The organism is Actinoplanes sp. NPDC051861 (assembly GCF_040681145.1).
Classification (GTDB): Bacteria; Actinomycetota; Actinomycetes; order Mycobacteriales; family Micromonosporaceae; genus Actinoplanes.
In genome coordinates this window covers 12,446-29,415 of sequence record NZ_JBFAYE010000032.1, presented here as the reverse complement: position 1 = coordinate 29,415, position 16,970 = coordinate 12,446, and the positions used below count along the sequence as shown (strand labels likewise).

General features: G+C 70.7%; 18 protein-coding genes. 11 read left to right on the top strand and 7 right to left on the bottom strand.

All coding sequences use genetic code 11. The annotated features are described in order from the left end of the window. Nucleotides 1-6: 6 nt before the first annotated feature. The 8 genes from AB0M02_RS44005 (at nucleotide 7) to AB0M02_RS43970 (ending at nucleotide 8,974) form a co-directional block, all read left to right on the top strand. Nucleotides 7-1,038, top strand: coding sequence for a DUF4388 domain-containing protein (locus tag AB0M02_RS44005; RefSeq protein ID WP_364238479.1), 1,032 nt, complete (start codon nucleotides 7-9; stop codon nucleotides 1,036-1,038). Between the two features lie 39 nt (nucleotides 1,039-1,077). After that, nucleotides 1,078-1,566: a roadblock/LC7 domain-containing protein gene (locus AB0M02_RS44000; protein ID WP_364238478.1), complete on the top strand. Its 489-nt coding sequence runs from the start codon at nucleotides 1,078-1,080 to the stop codon at nucleotides 1,564-1,566. A 104-nt stretch (nucleotides 1,567-1,670) separates the two neighbouring features. After that, nucleotides 1,671-2,042 carry a hypothetical protein gene (locus AB0M02_RS43995; protein WP_364238477.1) on the top strand — a complete coding sequence of 124 codons (372 nt, stop codon included), beginning with the start codon at nucleotides 1,671-1,673 and terminating at the stop codon, nucleotides 2,040-2,042. 256 nt (nucleotides 2,043-2,298) lie between these two features. Continuing rightward, entirely contained in the window at nucleotides 2,299-3,903 is a 1,605-nt protein-coding gene (locus tag AB0M02_RS43990; protein WP_364238476.1) for a family 43 glycosylhydrolase, read from the top strand. Between the two features lie 76 nt (nucleotides 3,904-3,979). Next, nucleotides 3,980-5,047, top strand: a complete 1,068-nt coding sequence (locus AB0M02_RS43985) for a DUF2786 domain-containing protein (RefSeq protein WP_364238475.1) — start codon at nucleotides 3,980-3,982, stop codon at nucleotides 5,045-5,047. A 48-nt stretch (nucleotides 5,048-5,095) separates the two neighbouring features. Beyond that, nucleotides 5,096-6,208 carry an MFS transporter gene (locus AB0M02_RS43980; protein ID WP_364238474.1) on the top strand — a complete coding sequence of 371 codons (1,113 nt, stop codon included), beginning with the start codon at nucleotides 5,096-5,098 and terminating at the stop codon, nucleotides 6,206-6,208. A gap of 79 nt (nucleotides 6,209-6,287) precedes the next feature. After that, nucleotides 6,288-7,271, top strand: a complete 984-nt coding sequence (locus AB0M02_RS43975; protein WP_364238473.1) for an arabinan endo-1,5-alpha-L-arabinosidase — start codon at nucleotides 6,288-6,290, stop codon at nucleotides 7,269-7,271. Between the two features lie 251 nt (nucleotides 7,272-7,522). Beyond that, complete coding sequence (locus AB0M02_RS43970; RefSeq protein WP_364238472.1) at nucleotides 7,523-8,974, top strand: family 43 glycosylhydrolase; 1,452 nt, start codon at nucleotides 7,523-7,525, stop codon at nucleotides 8,972-8,974. A gap of 42 nt (nucleotides 8,975-9,016) precedes the next feature. Here AB0M02_RS43970 and AB0M02_RS43965 read toward each other — a convergent pair whose 3' ends face one another. After that, complete coding sequence (locus AB0M02_RS43965; protein ID WP_364238471.1) at nucleotides 9,017-9,748, bottom strand: hypothetical protein; 732 nt, start codon at nucleotides 9,746-9,748, stop codon at nucleotides 9,017-9,019. 46 nt (nucleotides 9,749-9,794) lie between these two features. After that, the gene (gene dusB / locus AB0M02_RS43960) at nucleotides 9,795-10,928 is read right to left on the bottom strand and encodes a tRNA dihydrouridine synthase DusB (RefSeq protein WP_364238470.1); all 1,134 of its coding nucleotides are present in this window, start codon (nucleotides 10,926-10,928) and stop codon (nucleotides 9,795-9,797) included. Between the two features lie 39 nt (nucleotides 10,929-10,967). Here dusB and AB0M02_RS43955 point away from each other — a divergent pair, with 39 nt between their 5' ends. Beyond that, nucleotides 10,968-11,960, top strand: coding sequence for a hypothetical protein (locus AB0M02_RS43955; RefSeq protein ID WP_364238469.1), 993 nt, complete (start codon nucleotides 10,968-10,970; stop codon nucleotides 11,958-11,960). On the opposite strand, the gene AB0M02_RS43950 is transcribed toward AB0M02_RS43955, so the two are convergent. Continuing rightward, entirely contained in the window at nucleotides 11,900-12,580 is a 681-nt protein-coding gene (locus AB0M02_RS43950; protein WP_364238468.1) for a hypothetical protein, read from the bottom strand. The two genes, AB0M02_RS43955 and AB0M02_RS43950, sit on opposite strands and share 61 nt — an antisense overlap. A 168-nt stretch (nucleotides 12,581-12,748) precedes the next feature. Here AB0M02_RS43950 and AB0M02_RS43945 point away from each other — a divergent pair, with 168 nt between their 5' ends. Next, entirely contained in the window at nucleotides 12,749-13,228 is a 480-nt protein-coding gene (locus AB0M02_RS43945; RefSeq protein WP_364238467.1) for an XdhC family protein, read from the top strand. A gap of 19 nt (nucleotides 13,229-13,247) precedes the next feature. Here AB0M02_RS43945 and AB0M02_RS43940 read toward each other — a convergent pair whose 3' ends face one another. The 4 genes from AB0M02_RS43940 to AB0M02_RS43925 all read right to left on the bottom strand — a co-directional run bounded on the left by AB0M02_RS43940 (nucleotide 13,248) and on the right by AB0M02_RS43925 (nucleotide 16,632). Beyond that, on the bottom strand, nucleotides 13,248-14,222 hold the full coding sequence (locus AB0M02_RS43940; protein ID WP_364238466.1) for an endonuclease/exonuclease/phosphatase family protein: 975 nt from the start codon (nucleotides 14,220-14,222) through the stop codon (nucleotides 13,248-13,250). Nucleotides 14,223-14,282: 60 nt separating this feature from the next. Then, nucleotides 14,283-15,662 (bottom strand): glycine--tRNA ligase, encoded by a 1,380-nt coding sequence (locus tag AB0M02_RS43935; protein ID WP_364238465.1) that lies wholly within the window; start codon nucleotides 15,660-15,662, stop codon nucleotides 14,283-14,285. A 69-nt stretch (nucleotides 15,663-15,731) separates the two neighbouring features. Next, entirely contained in the window at nucleotides 15,732-16,274 is a 543-nt protein-coding gene (locus AB0M02_RS43930) for a hypothetical protein (RefSeq protein ID WP_364238464.1), read from the bottom strand. Between the two features lie 16 nt (nucleotides 16,275-16,290). Beyond that, the gene (locus tag AB0M02_RS43925; protein ID WP_364238463.1) at nucleotides 16,291-16,632 is read right to left on the bottom strand and encodes an antibiotic biosynthesis monooxygenase family protein; all 342 of its coding nucleotides are present in this window, start codon (nucleotides 16,630-16,632) and stop codon (nucleotides 16,291-16,293) included. Between the two features lie 34 nt (nucleotides 16,633-16,666). On the opposite strand from AB0M02_RS43925, the gene AB0M02_RS43920 reads away from it, so the two are divergent. Next, nucleotides 16,667-16,921 carry a DUF6703 family protein gene (locus AB0M02_RS43920; RefSeq protein WP_364238462.1) on the top strand — a complete coding sequence of 85 codons (255 nt, stop codon included), beginning with the start codon at nucleotides 16,667-16,669 and terminating at the stop codon, nucleotides 16,919-16,921. The last annotated feature ends 49 nt before the right edge of the window (nucleotides 16,922-16,970 follow it).

Genomic DNA, 16,970 nt, shown 5'->3' with positions numbered 1-16,970 from the left:
CACTAGGTGGCCCCCTCGAAGACCCCCGCGCCCGGGAACCTGCTGACGCAGGTGGCCGGCGAGCGGCAGACCGGGGCGCTGGTGGTGGGTGGCCACCCCGGCGGTGCGGTCTACGTCTACGAGGGCCGGGTCGTCTACGCCGAGTCGCCGGCCGCACCCGGGGTGGGCGCCATGCTCACCTCGTCCGGGCGGCTGGCCGGGCGCACCTGGCAGAACGCGCTGGACCTGGGCACCTCCACCGCCCGGGTCGGCCGGCTGCTGGTCGATCAGGGCCATCTCACCCAGGGCGAGCTGGAGCTCTGCGTGCTCGGTGCGACCTACGACGCGGCGTACTTCGCGCTGTCCGCGGTCACCGCCCCGGTCGAGTTCCTGCCCGGTGCCACGCACTGGCTCGGCCCGGTCGTTCACATCGACGCGGCCGCGGTCAACCGGGAGGTGCGCCGCCGGACCCGGCTGCTGGACGACATCTTCCCGAACCCGCGGGTCGACACCGCGGCCGTCATCCCGGTCACCCGGGCGCCGCGGGAACGGGTGGTGCTCAGCTCGCTGCAGTGGGAGCTGCTGGTGCACGCCGACGGCCAGCGGACCCCGGCGGACCTGGCTCTTCTGCTGGGCCGCGCGGGCTACGCGACCATCCAGGAACTGCGGCGCCTCGCGGCGCTGGGTCTGATCGAAGTGCCGGGGGTACGGGCGAACGACACCCCCGATCTCGTCCGGCTGCCGCAGCCACGGGGTGCGGCGGTGCCGATCGCCCGGCACACGTCCGACGCCGGTGACGCGGTCGGCGTACCCGTCATCAGTGGACCGGAACCAGCGACGGCCCGGACCCATCCGCCCGGCGGTGCCCCACCGGTGGCCCCGCCGCCGCCCCCCGGTGAGAACAACGCGGGGTCCTTCCGGCCGCCCCGCCTGGCCCGCCGAAAACCCGGCGCCAAGCTGCCGAAGGAGATGGCGGCCGCCGAGAACCCGCCGGTGCATCAGGGCACCGACGAAGTCCTGCTGAAGCGCATACGCACCGCGTTGAGGGCACTCCGGTGACGCGCGCACCCCCCGATGAGCCGAAGGAGCGAGGAACCGATGACGGTGGACCCGGCGGTACTGGAGGAACTGGGCCGCCTGCGCAGCAAGGTGCCCGAACTCTCCGGGAGCGTGCTCGCCACCGCCGACGGTCTGGTCGTCGCGCACGACTCGCACGGTCTCGAGCCGGACACCCTGGCCGCACTGGCCGCGGCGCACCTGGCGCTGGCCCGGCGTTTCGCGCACGCGGTCAACCACGGCGAGCTGCGGGAGTCCGTGGTGGAGTGCGACGGCGGTTACATCACGTCGTACACCGCGGGTCCGAACGCGCTGCTCACCGTGGTCACCTCGGGTGACGCCAACCTCGCCATGGTGCACCTCGAGGCACGCCGCTGCGTACGCCGCCTCATCCGCATCATGGCCCTCGATTCCGCGCCGCACGTGCGGCCGGAGATACCCACACAGGCCGGGCCGCCGGCGCCGCTGGCCCGGCGGACCCCGATGGCCACCCTGCAGGGCGTCGCCCGCCGCCGCCAGGCGGCCGGCTGACGGCCCGCACGAAGAAAAGGCGTGGCGCCCGCCGCGCCCCACCCGGCGCCGCAGTCCGGAACCGGACCGCGGGATGCCGACTCACCGCAACGGAGGAACAACCCATGCCCGACATGGACACCGCACTGAAGGAAGTCATGGAGATCGACGGCTGCATCGGCGTCGCTCTCGTCGACCACACCAGTGGCATGGCCCTGGGCACCCTCGGCGGCGGTAAGGACCTCGACCTCACGGTCGCGGCCGCCGGCAACACCGACGTGGTCCGGGCGAAGCTGCGGGCGATGGAGATGCTCAACCTCTCCGAGAAGATCGAGGACATCCTCATCACACTGGACACGCAGTACCACATGATCCGGCCCCTCACGAGCCGCGCCGGCAAGGGGCTCTTCCTCTACGTGGCACTGCGCCGCGACCGCTCCAACCTGGCGATGGCCCGCCACCGGCTGCGCGGCATCGAGAACGACCTCGACGTCTGAACCGGCAAGGCGTGATCGCCACCCCTGGCGGGGAGGGCCCGCACCGCCCTCCCCGCCCACGCCATTTCTCGGCAGATCTAAAGCCGCGAACTCGGCAGATTTAAAGTCAAGCCTTCGGCAGATCTAAAGTCAGGCGCGCTACTGAACCGTAAGCAAGGTTTCCCCTTGCCCTGGGATCGACGTGCGTGCATGCTCCTTGCAGCGCTGCAAAGCCCGGTGTGCCAGCGCCGGGCGATCAGACCCTGTGAGGACCCCGGTGAGACTGACCGACTTGTGGAGGCGCTGCGCGGCCGTGACGGTCGCGGCGCTGACCTTTTTCGTGCCGGCCGTCCCGGCGCAGGCGGCGCCTGCCCGGAACCCTGATCCGGTCGCGCACGACCCGACGCTGATCAAGCAGGGCCGGTGGTATTACGAGATCATCACCGGCGACAGCGGGACCCGGACCTACCTGCCGATCCGGCGCTCCGCCGACCTGGTGCACTGGACGTACCTGGGCACCGTCTTCACCACGCCGCCGGCCTGGGTGATCGAGGAGCTCGGCGTGACCCCGGCCGACTTCTGGGCGCCGGACATCAACTACTTCGACGGCGAGTACCACCTCTACTACGCCGCCTCCTCGTTCGGCACCAACAACTCGGTGATCGGGCTGGCCACCACGAAGTCCCTGGAGAACCCGGTCTGGGTGGACCGCGGCATGGTGCTGCGCACGAGCACCGGCGACGACGTCAACGCCATCGACCCGGACGTGAGCTTCGACCGCCGCGGCGGGGCCTGGCTGTCGTACGGGTCGTTCTGGGACGGCCTGCGGATGCGCCGGCTCGACACGCGGACCGGGCTGCTGGACACCACGGACCCGGCGGAGCACCGGATCGCCTCACGTGGCGGCGGCGCGGTCGAGGGGCCGTCGATCACCCGTCACGGCGGCTGGCACTACCTGTTCCTCAGCTTCGACTTCTGCTGCCGGGGCGTGAACAGCGAGTACCGCGTGATGGTCGGGCGATCCCGGGACATCACCGGGCCGTACACCGACCGGGACGGCGTACCGCTGCTGCAGGGCGGCGGCACCCAGATCCTCGCCGGGTACAACGGCTTCGTGGGCCCGGGGCACGGCGACGTCTACGGCGACCTGTTCGTCCACCACTACTACGACGCGGCGACGGGCGGTGACCCGAAGGGCTCGGTACGCCGGATCTCCTGGGTGAACGGCTGGCCGAAGCTCTCCGACCCGCTCAGCGGCAACCGAGGCTTCGGGCACGGACCGGCGTACATGCGGCTCGTGCACCGCGACAGCGGCGCGGTGCTGGCCAACCCCACGTGCGGGTACGAGGGCGCCGACGTCACCCTGGCCGCCCCCGACCCGGCGAACCGGTGCCTGCAGTGGCGCCTCGACTCCCGCGGCAACGGGCTCGTCAGCCTCACCAACCGGCAGAGCAACAAGGTCGCCGAGGTGGCCGCCTGCGTCAACGCCGACGGCGCCCGGGTCGCCCAGTGGGGCTGGCTGGCAAACGACTGCCAGAGGTTCCGGCTGACCGCGACCGAACAGGGCTGGTCACGTGTGGTGAACCCGCTCGCTGGCCGGGCCCTGCAGCCCGCGGCCTGCGGTGGCGCCGGCACGCCCGTGCAGACCTGGGCCGAGGGCCCGTGTCAGGAGTTCCGCCTGGAACCGGTGGGCGAGGTGCTGGCGACCGACGCCGCCAACACCCGGGTCATCGGTCACGGGTGGCGATTCCGTCATGTTGGCGGAGGATGGTATGAAATTTCGGGTGAAAGAGGCCAATGGCGTATCGAAGCCGCCGGCGACGCCTACCGGCTGACCTCCCGCACCGGTACGACGAGGACGGTCCTACTCCTGACTCCGTGATCGTCCGGCCGCTCGGCGATCACGGCGCCGGGGTCCTGGCCGGGAACCAGGACCCCGGCAACTACCATCTGGTCCCATGACGGCCCGCGAGATCGTCGACCGCGTCCGGGCCGGAGACCTCGACCACGAGACAGCCCTCGACCTGCTGACCGGCGCACCCGCCGCCGAGGTGGACGCCGCCCTCGGCGCGGCACTCGACGACCAGTTCGACCGGCTGTTCCGCAACGGCTGGCAGCCGGCTGAGCTGCACCGCGCGGTCGCCCGCAAGGGCAACCCGATCCAGGCGCGGCTGGTCGCCGAGGCCGCCGCCGCGTTCCTGCGCGGCAAGGAACCGGTTGACGAGCGCTGGCGCGCTCAAATACCTAAATATCAGGACAAAAAAGAAAACCGCATCGTGCGAGTGGACGCCTCGCTCGCGCTGCTCTGCGAGCTGCGCCGACTGCCGGCGATCGAGATCCTCGTCCCCCCACCCGGCACGCCGGACACCACCGTCCACCACCACGCCGACCGGCGCATCCTCGACCGGGTGCGCGCCCTGCTCGCCAAGGCCGAGGCCACCGACTTCCCGGCCGAGGCCGAGTCGTACAGCGCCAAGGCCCAGGAGCTGATCACCCGGTACCGGATCGAGGAGGTCACCGCGCCGGCCGTGGACGTGACACCGTTCGCGCGCCGGATCGGGGTGGATCATCCGTACGAGAGCGAGAAGGCGAGCCTGCTCGACGCCGTGGCGCGGGCCAACAGCTGCCGCACGGTCTGGTCGCCGGAGCTGGGGTTCAGCACTGTCTTCGGCTACGACGCGGACATCGACGCGGTCGAGTTGCTCTACACGTCGCTGCTGGTGCAGGCGAACAGGGCGATGACCCGCGACGAGCCGGGCCGGGGCCGGGCACGGGTGAAGGCGTTCCGCCGCTCGTTCCTGGTCGCGTACGCGATCCGGATCGGCGAACGGCTCCGCCGGACCGCCGAGCGCGAGTTCGCCGGGCACGGCGACCTGCTGCCGGTGCTGCGCGACCGCGAGGTCCAGGTGCACCAGGCGATGGAGAAGGTGTTCCCGCGCACCGTCCGGGCCCGCGGCAGCCGGGTGGACAGCCTGGAGGGCTGGGAGTCCGGCCGGGCCGCCGCCGACGAGGCGGAATTGGCTTGACCGCTGCGGCAGACTGGGTCCATGCACCCGACTTGACGCTGACAACGGTTGCTCCATGCGGTGCGCGCCTGCGAGGAGGGCGTGCTCCTCTACCCGGTCTACGCGCTGCTGTTCGCCGACACCGGGCTCACGACCGCCGAGATCTCATCGCTGTTCGCGATCTGGTCGGTGGTCTCCTTCGCCTGCGAGATCCCGGCCGGTGCGCTCGCCGACGTGTGGTCCCGCAAGCGTCTCTACGCGCTCGGCCAGCTCCTCACCGCGGCGGGCTTCGCACTGTGGCTGATCTGGCCCGCCTATCCCGGCTTCGCGCTGGGCTTCGCCCTGTGGGGCCTGGGCGGCGCGTTCGCCTCCGGCACCCTCGAGGCGCTCGTCTACGACCGGCTGGGCGACGGTGACTCCTACGCGCGCCTGATCGGCCGCTCCGGCACGACGGGCCTTCTCGCGATGCTCGCGGCCACGTTGCTGGCCACGCCCGCCTATCTCGCCGGCGGCTACCTGCTGGTCGGCGCCGTCAGCATCGCGACGGTCACCCTGGGCGGCTTTCTCGCGCTTTACTTCCCTTCTTCGGGTACGCGCGAAAGCACACCTGACGATGACGACGAGCTCGGCTACGTCGCCATGCTGCGGGCCGGACTACACGAGGTCGCCCACAGCCGCCGGGTGGCCCGCGCCGTTCTCGTCGCGGCGGCCGTGCCCGGGTTCAGCGCGCTCGACGAGTACCTCCCACTGCTGGCCCGCGAGATGGGAGCGCCGACCTCCGGCGTACCCCTGCTGTTTGCCCTGACCGCCCTGGCAATGGCCGGCGGCAGCGCGCTCGCCGGGCACCTGCCGCCCACCTCGCCGCGGCCGCTCGCCGGCGCCCTCGCCCTCGCCGCCGCGTTGCTCGCCGCCGGAGCCCTGATCCCCCACCTGGCCGGCATGATCGCCGTCTCGGCCGCCTTCGGCCTGCTCCAGTTCGCCATGGTCCACGCCGAGACCCGCCTCCAGGAGACGATCACCGGCCCTGCCAGAACGACCGTTCTTTCTGCCAGCGGTTTCGGTGCGGAAGTCGCCGCCGTCGTGCTCTACGCGATGTTCGCGCTGCCCTTCTCGCTGCCGGTGCTGTTCGTGATCGCGGTAATCCCGCTGCTCCTGACCGCGTTGCTGGCGAGACGCACGTGAATTTCCTCGCGCCCGCGAGCAACCTTTTCAGCGCTGCAAGACACCTACGGGCATCCCCCATCGAAAGGCGTATCCCCCGATGCGACTCCGCCTCCGCAAGATCCTCCTGGCCGGTGTGACCGGTCTGCTGGCCGTGGCGGCCAGCGTGTACGGGCTCACCACGGCCGACGCCGCGACATACCCCAATCCCGGCAAGGTCACCGGTTCGACGTTCGCCCACGACCCCACGATGGTGAAGCGTCCCGCCGGCGGTTACCTGCTGGCGTACACGGCGCCCGGTATCGGGCTGAAGACGTCCTCGGACCGGACGAACTTCACCGACGCCGGCAAGGCGTTCCCGAACGGCACGCCCTGGGCGAACCCGTACACCAACGGTGACACCAACCTGTGGGCGCCGGACATCACCTACACCGGCGGCAGGTACCTGATGTACTACTCGGCCTCCTCGTTCGGCTCCAGCAAGTCGGCGATCTTCCTGGCCGCCAGCACCACCGGCGCGGCCGGCACATGGACCGACTACGGCAAGGTCATCGAGAGCACCACGACCAGCGGGTACAACGCGATCGACCCGAACCTGACGATCACCACGTCCGGCGAGTGGTGGCTGAGCTTCGGCTCGTTCTGGTCCGGCATCAAGATGGTCAAGCTCAGCCCGTCGACCGGTAAGCGCGCCGACGGCACGATCCACGCACTGGCCGAGCGGTTCGTGAACAGCAAGTCGGTCGAGGCGCCGGTCATCCTGCAGCGCGGCGGCTACTACTACCTGTTCGTCGCGTTCGACTTCTGCTGCCGGGGCGCGTCCAGCACGTACCGGATCATGGTGGGCCGCTCGAAGGCGATCACCGGCCCGTACGTCGACCGGGCCGGCACCGCGATGACCGCCGGCGGCGGGACCGAGATCCTGGCGAGCCACGACGCCGTCTACGGACCCGGGCACCCGGAGGTCTTCGAGGACTCCGACGCGACCGTGCTGGCGTACCACTACTACACCTCCTCCGGCGCCGCCCGCCTCGGCCTCAACCTGCTCGGCTGGGACTCCTCCGCCTGGCCATACGCCTACTGACAAACCCGCGTGTGGAGTTCGGGTGCGTAGCGGGGCCGAACTCCACACACCCACCGCTGCCCAACCCGCGTGTGGAGTTCGGGTGCGTAGCGGGGCCGAACTCCACACGCCCACCGCTGCCCAACCCGCGTGTGGAGTTCGGGTGCGCAGCGGGGCCGAACTCCACACACGTATTTCTTTGTCCTGGAGGGAATCCTGTGTTCCGCATTGCTCTGCCGCGCCCGCTCCGCGCGGCCGTCATGATCGTCCTGATGACCCTGTCGATATCCGTCACGGTCATCCTGCGGCCGCTCGGCAGTGAGGCGGCCGTGGCGTTCACCAACCCGGTCGCGTCCGCCCCGTACGGCGCCGACCCGTGGATGGGCTACGACAACGGCTACTACTACCTCGCCGCGACCACCTGGAACTCCCAGGTCGTGATCAAGAAGGCCAAGTCCGTGGCCGCCCTGCCCGGCGCCACCGAGTCGGTCGTGTACACCGGAACGGCCGCGGCCAGCTGCTGCAACGTGTGGGCGCCCTCGCTGCACAAGCTCGCCGGCCCGAACGGCACCCGCTGGTACCTGTACTACAGCGCCGGCACCACGGCCTGCTGCGACGGGCAGCGCTCGTTCGTGCTGGAGAGCTCGGGCACCGACCCGATGGGTCCGTACACGTTCAAGGGCCAGCTGAACGTGCAGGCCAACAACGGCTGGGCGATCGACGGCAGCGTGGCCACGATCGGCGGCAAGAACTACTTCCTCTACTCGTCGTGGGTCGGTGACCTGCAGAGCCTGTTCATCGCGCCGATGAGCAACCCGTGGACGGTCTCGGCGTACGGGACGCGGATCTCGTACCCGACCTACGACTGGGAGAAGGTGGGTGGCAACACCGAGGAGGGCCCGTACATCCTGCAGCGCAACGGGCAGACGTTCCTGACCTTTTCGGCGAGCTCCTGCAACACGCCCGATTACAAGATCGGCATGCTGACGCTGACCGGCACGAACCCGCTGGCCGCCTCGTCGTGGACCAAGCGGAGCACGCCGCTCTTCCAGCGCAGCGACGCGAACAGCGTGTACGGCCCCGGCCACCACTCGTTCTTCACGTCGCCGGACGGCACCGAGACGTGGATGGCCTACCACGCCAACGAGACGACGGGGCAGGGCTGCGGTGCCACCCGTACGACGCGGATCAAGAAGGTCGGCTGGAACTCCGACGGCACCCCGAACCTGGGCACCCCGGACAGGCTGTCGACCAGCCTGACCGCACCCGCCGGCGACCCGGGCGGCACGGTGTCGTTCCCGTCGAGCGGCACCCGGTACCGGCTGATCAACCAGGCCAGCGGCAAACTCCTCGACGCGAAGGACTGCGGAACGGCCAACGGCACCGCGATCCGGCAGTGGTCGTCGTTGGGCAACGCGTGCCAGCAGTGGACGTTCACGCGTACGACGAGCGGCTACTACCGCATCACCAACGCCAACAGCGGCACGGTGCTGGACTCGGTCAACTGCGGCGCCGCCAACGGGACCGCGCTCAACCTCTGGGCCAGCCTCGGCAACGCCTGCCAGGAGTGGAGCGTCACCCCGGTCAACGGCGGCCACCTGATCGCCAACCGCGGCAACGGCCTGGTCCTCGACGTGACCGACTGCGGAACAGCGGACGGCGTGGCCGTGCGCCAGTGGGCCTCGCTGGGCAACACCTGCCAGCAGTGGACCATCACCGCGTGACCCCGAACGCCCCGGCCGCGCCCGCGGCCGGGGCGCGACCGGTCAGCCACCGTCGCTGTACCGCACGGTGCTGAGCAGGGCTTTCGCCTCATCCCCGCGCCCGGCCCGGGAGAGACAGTCCGCGGTGTAGCGCCGGAACCGCGCGGTCTCGGTGCCCGGCCGCAGCCCGGCCGCGGCGCGCAAACGGTCGGCCTGGGTGTGCGCGGCCCAGGCCTCGCCGTTCGCGCCCGACTCGGCGAGCAACGCGCCGAGGCGGTCCCGTTCGTCCGGATCGCCGGGAAGCCGGGCGACCACCGCTTTCTGCAGTTCGAGCACTTCGGCCGCGTCCGGTGGCGACTGAAGGCCGCGCAGAGCGACCACATCACGCAGGAACTCCGCCGAGCCGTCCCGGAGCAGATCCGCCCGGAGCCGGTCGGACTCCGGCGGGCTCAGCAACCGGGTCAGTGGCCAGTAGGCGGACGGGCTGCCCTGCTCGTAGCCGATCCGCAGCAGCCGTTCCGCACGCGCCGGAGAACGACGGGCGAGCCGCTCGGCGATCCTGGTGTGCGGGTCCCAGCTCGGCCTGCGGGCCAGTTCGTACCGGTCGTGGACGCCGTGACCGGGCAGATCACCGGGAAGCGACTCGAAGGCCCAGAACGCCGAGCCCGTCGCCGCCACCGCGCCGGCGACCGCCGCGATCACCCAGCTGCCGCCCAGCCACACGGGCACGGCCACCGCCGCGGCCACGGCCGCCAGCGCCGGCGTGAGCAGCCGCAGGACCCAGACCAGCAGCACCGCCGGCCAGAGACGGAGTCCTCCTCGGTTCAGGCTGGTGAGGACGTCAGCCTCCGGACTCGTCGGTCTCCGCGCCCTCGGGCACCGACTCGTCGTCGCGGCTGTCGAGCCAGCCGTGCGGCAGCGTGACCCGCCCCGGCGCGTTGACCCGGCCGCGCGGCTGGCCCAGCGCCTCGACCGGGAAGGGCACCGACGGGTCGAGCCTGGCGAGCAGGTCGTCCAGCTCGCCCAGCGACGAGATCATCGCCAGGCTGCGGCGCAGGTCACCGCCGACCGGAAACCCCTTCAGGTACCACGCGACGTGCTTACGGAAGTCGGCGCACCCGTGCTTCTCGTCCTCCAGCGCCTCGACCAGCAGCTGCGCGTGCCGGGCGACGATTTTCGCGACCTCGCCGAGGGTGGGCAGCACCGGCCGGTAGTCCGCGCCCTGGGTGAAGGCCGCCTCCAGGTCGGCGAAGAGCCACGGCCGGCCCAGACAGCCCCGGCCCACCACCACACCGTCCACGCCGGTGTGCTCCACCATCCGCAGCGCGTCCGAGCCCTCCCAGATGTCGCCGTTGCCGAGCACCGGCACGTCGAGCGCCTGCTTGAGGGTGGCGATCGCGTCCCAGTCCGCCTTGCCGGAGTAGCGCTGCTCAGCCGTGCGCGCGTGCAGGGCCACCGCGGCCACACCGGCTTCCTGGGCGGCGAGACCCGCTTCGACGTACGTCAGATGCTCCTCGTCGATCCCCTTGCGCATCTTGATCGTGACCGGGATGCCGAAGGGTTTCGCCGCCTCGACCGCCTGCGTCACGATCCGCGCGAACAGCCGGCGCCGCCACGGCAGGGCCGATCCACCGCCGCGCCGTGTCACCTTCGGCACCGGGCATCCGAAGTTCAGATCGATGTGGTCGGCCAGGTTGTCCTCGCCCACCATCCGCACCGCCGCCGCGGTCACGTCCGGGTCGACGCCGTACAGCTGGAGGCTGCGGAACCCCTCGTCCTCGGCGAACGCGATCATCTTGAGCGTCTTGGGGATCCGCTCCACCAGTGCCCGCGTCGTGATCATCTCGCAGACGTAGACCCCGCCGCCCTGCTCCCGGCAGAGCCGCCGGAAGGCCACGTTGGTGATGCCCGCCATCGGAGCGAGCACGACAGGCGGGTTGACGGCGTGGTCGCCGAGCAGAAGTGGTGCGGTCACGCGCTCAAGGGTGACACACCCGCCTCCTACGATGACGCGGTGATCACGCCGCCCCGGCCGCCGGACTTCCTGGACCGCTACCCCGGCCTGGCCGAGCTGGGCCGCACCGCGACCCGGCTGCACCCCCGCCCGGCATCCGGGACCGCATCGCCGGCCGCGACTCAGAGCCACATCGGCGGCCCGCTCGCGTGGCCGGTGGACGAGCCGTGGCCGGTCTGCGAGACCCCGCGCCTGGGCCGGGAGGACGTCCCGCTCCCGCCCGACCTGGTCGAACGGCTGCGCACCGTGCAGCGGGACCCGGTGCGGCCGCACGTGTCGACCGATGCCCAGACGCAGCTGATGCGCGACATCGCCAGCTTCGTCGGCCGCGGTTACGCCGGGCACGGCTCGATGAACGGGCACCGCTACGGCCCGATACCGCATCCCGAGCCGTACCCGATGGTGCCGCTCGCCCAGCTGCGCGCGGCCGACGTCCCCGATCTGCCCCGGCCGGGCGGCGCCGACCTGCTGCAGGTGCTCTGGTGCCCGCACCACCACGCCGCCCGCCCGAACGGCCCGACCGTGGCACTGCGCTGGCGCGGCGAGGTCCCGGCAGGCCCGTATGCGAAGGCACCGGCGCCCGGCAGCAAAGATCCCGGTTACCTGCCGGAGCCCTGCCGGCTGCACCCCGAGCAGGTGACCGACTACCCCTTCCATCAGGAACTGCCGAAGGCACTGCGGAAGGTGGCGCGCGGAAAGTATTCCCGGCTCGCGATGGCGCCCGGGTGGAAGGTGGGCGGCCACGCCGACTGGGGTGTCACCGACCTGGGCGACACGAGTTGCCTCTCCTGCTCCGGCCCGACCCGGCTGCTCCTGCAGATCGACTCCTACGAGTACCACTCGGACACGGCGCGCTGGTGGCGCCCGGCCGGCGACCCCGACCCGGGGAACGCGATGACGCCCACCGGTGTCAGGCCGGGCCGGGACGGCGCTTACCGGATCTTCGTCTGTCTCTCCTGCCCGGACACCCCGTTCCGCCTCGACCTCCAGTAGGTCGCGTCGGGCGCACGGCTGTGCCGCTCGATCCAGCCGCGGCTGACCGGGCAGATCCAGTCGGCGAGCGCGACCGCCGAGGCGTGGATGCCGTCCACCGGCCGGTTGAACACCGGCTCGTGGTGGGCCAGCCTGTTCCGGCACAGGTGCAGCACGGCGGCGGCGTCGTGGATCGGCCTGCGCCGCGCCTGCCCGGGGAAGGCGCGGTAGAGGGTCTCCCGCCACAGGGTGCCGTCGTAGTGGTTCGCCAGCAGGAACCGCCAGAACCCGAAGCTGAGCTCGGCCACCACCCGTCCCGGCGTCTCCGGCCGGCCGCTCCGGGTCGCCCGCCGCCGGGCCGCCGCGATGTCCTGCACGGCGCGGGGTTGCAGCCGGTGCCCCGGATCGAGGAACCACTTCGGCTCGCCGAACCGCTCCTCCGACCACTCGGTGAGGTTCTGATGGATGGCGTTGCGCAGCAGAACCTCGACGTGCCCGATCGTCGTGGACAGGTCCGCGGACAGGTCGGCGTTCCACGCGTAGAGGTCGAGCGCCACATCCAGGTCACCGTCCGCGGCACCGAGATAGGGCTCGAGTCGCTCCGGGGAGAAGCGGCGGCGCAGAATTTCCGATTCGCTCATCGACAGGCTCCCCTCCCCGAAGCGTTAACATGACGGCGAAGACCCCGGTCGCCTCTGCCGCAAGGCATGCTGCCGGGGTTCCTCTCTTTACGTATGACTATACTAGTCGCTCGACCACTTGTCGAGAGATCCGGGCGAGACGCGGCGGGTTCTGGCAGAGTCGGGCGGATGGGAGATGTGAAGCCGCGGCGACTCGTGGCGGTGTTCGAGTCGCCGGTGTCGGAGGCGCTGCAGCGGTTCGCGGTGGAGCTGGGGTTCAAGACCGTGCTGGTGGAACCGGATCCGACCCGGCTGGGCGGGACTCCGCGCCCGCACGGCGACACGTTCGTGGGTGATCTGGCGGCGGCCGCATTGGACGAGAACACCGACGTCGTGGTCACCGACCATCACCGCAGCGAGATCGGGACCGTTCTGGAGGAGGTCCTCGCCCGCCCCACCCGGTGGGTCGGCATCGTGGGCAACCCACGGCACGAGGGCCCGCACGTGGCCGCCCTGCGCGACCTCGGCGTGCCGGACGATCAGATCGCCCGGGTGCACCGCCCGATCGGTCTCAACATCGGCAGCCGCACCGGCCCGGAGATCGCGGTGGCGGTGCTGGCCGGCCTGATCGCCGACCGCAACGGCCGCCCCGGCGGCTTCGAGTTCTGAAACCGCCGGGACTCAGCCGTCAGGACGTCGTGGTGAAGCCGACGAGCGGGGCGTGGTCCGAGTACCCGTTCGGCGTCGCGGTCGTGGAGCTGTCCTGGTAACCCGTGGTCAGCACGTCGCAGGCGGTGAAGCCGGCGCTCGCGAACAGGTAGTCGATCTTCCCGGGGTCGGTACCACCGATGGTGGCCTCGCGGACCGTGTCGCCGGTGCCGTACGAGACCTCGTCGCACTCCGGGTACTGGTCGTGGAGGCTCTTGAGCCAGGTCCCCCACTGCCGGGTGTTGAGGTCGCCGCCGAGGACCACCTGCGGCGCGTCGGCCGGGCGCTCGAAGACGAAGTCGCTGAGAGCCTTGATCTCGGCGGCGTAGGCGGCGTCCCCGACGCCGCCGTTGACCAGGTGAGTGGTGCAGACCTCGGTGGTCCAGCCGCTGACCTTGACGCAGAGCACGGTGGGCTGCGAGTACCCGGTGGTGTCCGAGCGCACCTTGTGCGGCACGGGAAGCGGGCGGCGGGTGGCCATGGCGATCGTTCCGCGTACGGCGATCGCGACACCGAGTGTGCCGCCGAGGCCGCCCCGGCAGTCCGACCGCCCGTCGGGGCGCTGCATCTCGGCCCAGGCGACCGACCACTCGGCACCGAGGCGGGTCTTGATCCGGTCCAGGAGACTGATGTCGGTGGCCGCCTGGTTGAGCACCAGCGGGCCGTTGCACATCTCCTGGAGCATCACCACGTTGAGCTGCTGCTCGTCGACCAGGCGCTTGACCGCGTCGGCCTTGGCGTCCGGCTGCGCCCGGAACGGGCAGTACGCGGACGAGCCGAACGCACCGCCCGCCTCGGCGCAGATGTTCCAGGTGACCGCCCGGATCGGCGCGCCGGCGGCCGCGGCCGCGAAGCCCCGCCCGCTGGGATCACGACCGGCGCCCGCTCCGAGCACGGCGGCCAGCACCACGAAGACCGCGGCTGCGGCAAATAAGGGTGGCAACGCTCTGCGCATCAAGATTCACTCCCCGTGAGATCGATGATCTTGATGCGAGAGCGTAGCAGCGATCGATGTTCAGCAGCCCGGAAGGCGCTTGATCAGGTAGTCCTCGATCTGGTCGAGCGAGACGCGCTCCTGCTTCATGGTGTCCCGGTCGCGAACCGTCACCGCGTTGTCGGTGAGCGTGTCGAAGTCGACCGTGACGCAGAACGGCGTGCCGATCTCGTCCTGGCGGCGGTAGCGGCGGCCGATCGCCTGCGAGTCGTCGAACTCCACGATCCAGCGCTTGCGCAGGTTGGCCGCGAGCTCACGTGCCTTCGGCGACAGGTCCGGGTTGCGCGAGAGCGGCAGGACGGCGACCTTGACCGGCGCGAGCCGCGGGTCGAAGCGCATGACCGTGCGCTTGTCCACGCCACCCTTGGTGTTGGGCGCCTCGTCCTCGTCGTACGCCTCGAGCAGGAAGGCCAGCACCGCGCGGGTGAGACCGGCCGCGGGCTCGATCACGTACGGCACCCAGCGCTCGCCCTTCTCCTGGTCGAAGTAGGAGAGGTCGACCCCGGAGTGCTTGGAGTGCGTGGACAGGTCGAAGTCGGTGCGGTTGGCGATGCCCTCGAGCTCGGCGAACTCGGTGCCACCGAACTGGAAGCGGTACTCGATGTCGACGGTCCGCTTCGAGTAGTGCGAGAGCTTCTCCTTCGGGTGCTCGAAGAACCGCAGGTTGCTCTCGGAGAGGCCGAGGTCGCGGTACCAGTTCCAGCGCTCCTGCAGCCAGTACTCGTGCCACGTCTCGTCGCTGCCCGGCTCGACGAAGAACTCCATCTCCATCTGCTCGAACTCACGCGTACGGAAGATGAAGTTCCCCGGCGTGATCTCGTTCCGGAAGCTCTTGCCGACCTGCGCGATGCCGAACGGCGGCTTCTTGCGGGCCGCGGTCGCCACGTTGTTGTAGTTGACGAAGATGCCCTGCGCGGTCTCCGGGCGCAGGTAGTGCAGGCCCTCGGCGCTCTCCGTGGGGCCGAGGTAGGTCTTCATCAGGCCGTTGAACATCTTCGGCTCGGTGAAGGTGCCCTTGTTGCCGCAGTTCGGGCAGTTCAGCTCCGACAGCGAGGACGGCAGTGAGCCGTGCTTCGCCTCGTACGCCTCCTCGAGGTGGTCGGCACGGAACCGCTTGTGGCAGGACTGGCACTCGGTCAGCGGGTCGACGAACGCGTCGAGGTGACCGGAGGCGGCCCACACGTCACGGGCGAGGATCACGGCGGAGTCCAGGCCGACGATGTCGTCGCGCTGCTGGACCATGGTCCGCCACCACTGCCGGCGGACGTTCTCCTTCAGCTCCACGCCGAGCGGACCGTAGTCCCACGCCGAACGGGTGCCTCCGTAGATCTCGCTGGAGGGGAAGACGAAGCCCCGGCGCTTGGCCAGGCTGACGACGGCGTCGATACGGTCGGCAGGCATGAGTGATTTCCTCCTACGCCGGCTGGGTGTCGGCGGGGAAATTAGGAAGTGACAGGACGAAAAGCGAGATTACTCCCCGACGTCGCACACCTCGAACGCGCCCGTCGACGTGTTCTGGACGAGACGCGCCTCGAGGCGGTCGGAGTCACCGTCGGTGTACGTCACGTCGACCGGAACCGTCCACCCCAGCGCGTTGAAATCGCCGACGTCGTAGTCCTTGACCGGCTCGGTCGCGAGCATCCGGACCGTGTACTCGGCGCGGGTCTCCTCGTCCTGCGCGTCGGAGCACAACTGGTCGTAAGCCTTCGCGAACTCGCGCTTCTGCACCGACTCCATGTAGCGCCCGACCACGACGGCGGCCTGCTCGTTGAGCGCGTCGTCGGCGGCCGAGCCCAGCCCGAACAGCGCGGCCGCGCCGCCGCCGCAGACCAGCACCAGCACGCCCGCCCCGATGCCCAGCCCGAGGCCGATCCGCCGGCCCTTGCCCTCGACCGGCGGCGCCGGGAACGGCGGGTGCACGCCCGGCCCGGGTGGCGGCGGAGGCGCGACAGGTCCCGGCGGGGGCGGGAACTGCCCGGGGAAGGGCGGCGGGACATAGGGCGCCGTACTCATGCATCCACCCTAGTGTTCAGCGCCAGGGCTCGGCGGCCCGGTCACTGGCGGTGGCCACCACCTGCTCGCCCGGGGCGGCCGACGCCAGGGTCTCGAACGCGGAGGGTTCGTCCAGCGACACGGCGAGAAGCGGAGTGGCGTGCACCTTCACGTCGAAGTTCCCGAGCGCGCGCCGGTAGGCTCCCACCGACTCCCACTCGGTGACGAGGGTCCAGGCGGACGGGTCCTCCAGGGCACGCGCGAGCCGGCCGGAACGGTAACCCGGGCACTGAGCCAGAGCGGCGAGCGCGGCATGCGCCCGCGAAAGGAAGTCGTCCTGCGTTTCCGGCGGGGCGAGGAAGCGGTTGAGCACCAGCATGTGACGAGGGTACGCACGCGAGGAGGAGCCGACAGTGACCCCATCCGACCACGTCCTGCGCCGCCTGGCCCGGATCAGCCCGACCGCGGCGTTCCTCGGCGCGCTGGTGCTGTTCCTGGCCGGGCTCTTTCTGCCGGGCATCATCGGCGCACTGCTGCTCGGTGTGCTCGCCGCCGGGCTGGGCATGTTGACGTTCACCACGTGGCCGGTGCAGACGGCGCCGACGAGGGTGGTCCGGCTGGTCCTGCTCAGCCTGCTCCTCGCGGCGGTCGTGGCCAAGGCACTGTGAACAACGACAACCCATGCGCTTTTGACAATCATTGTCATTATCGACGACA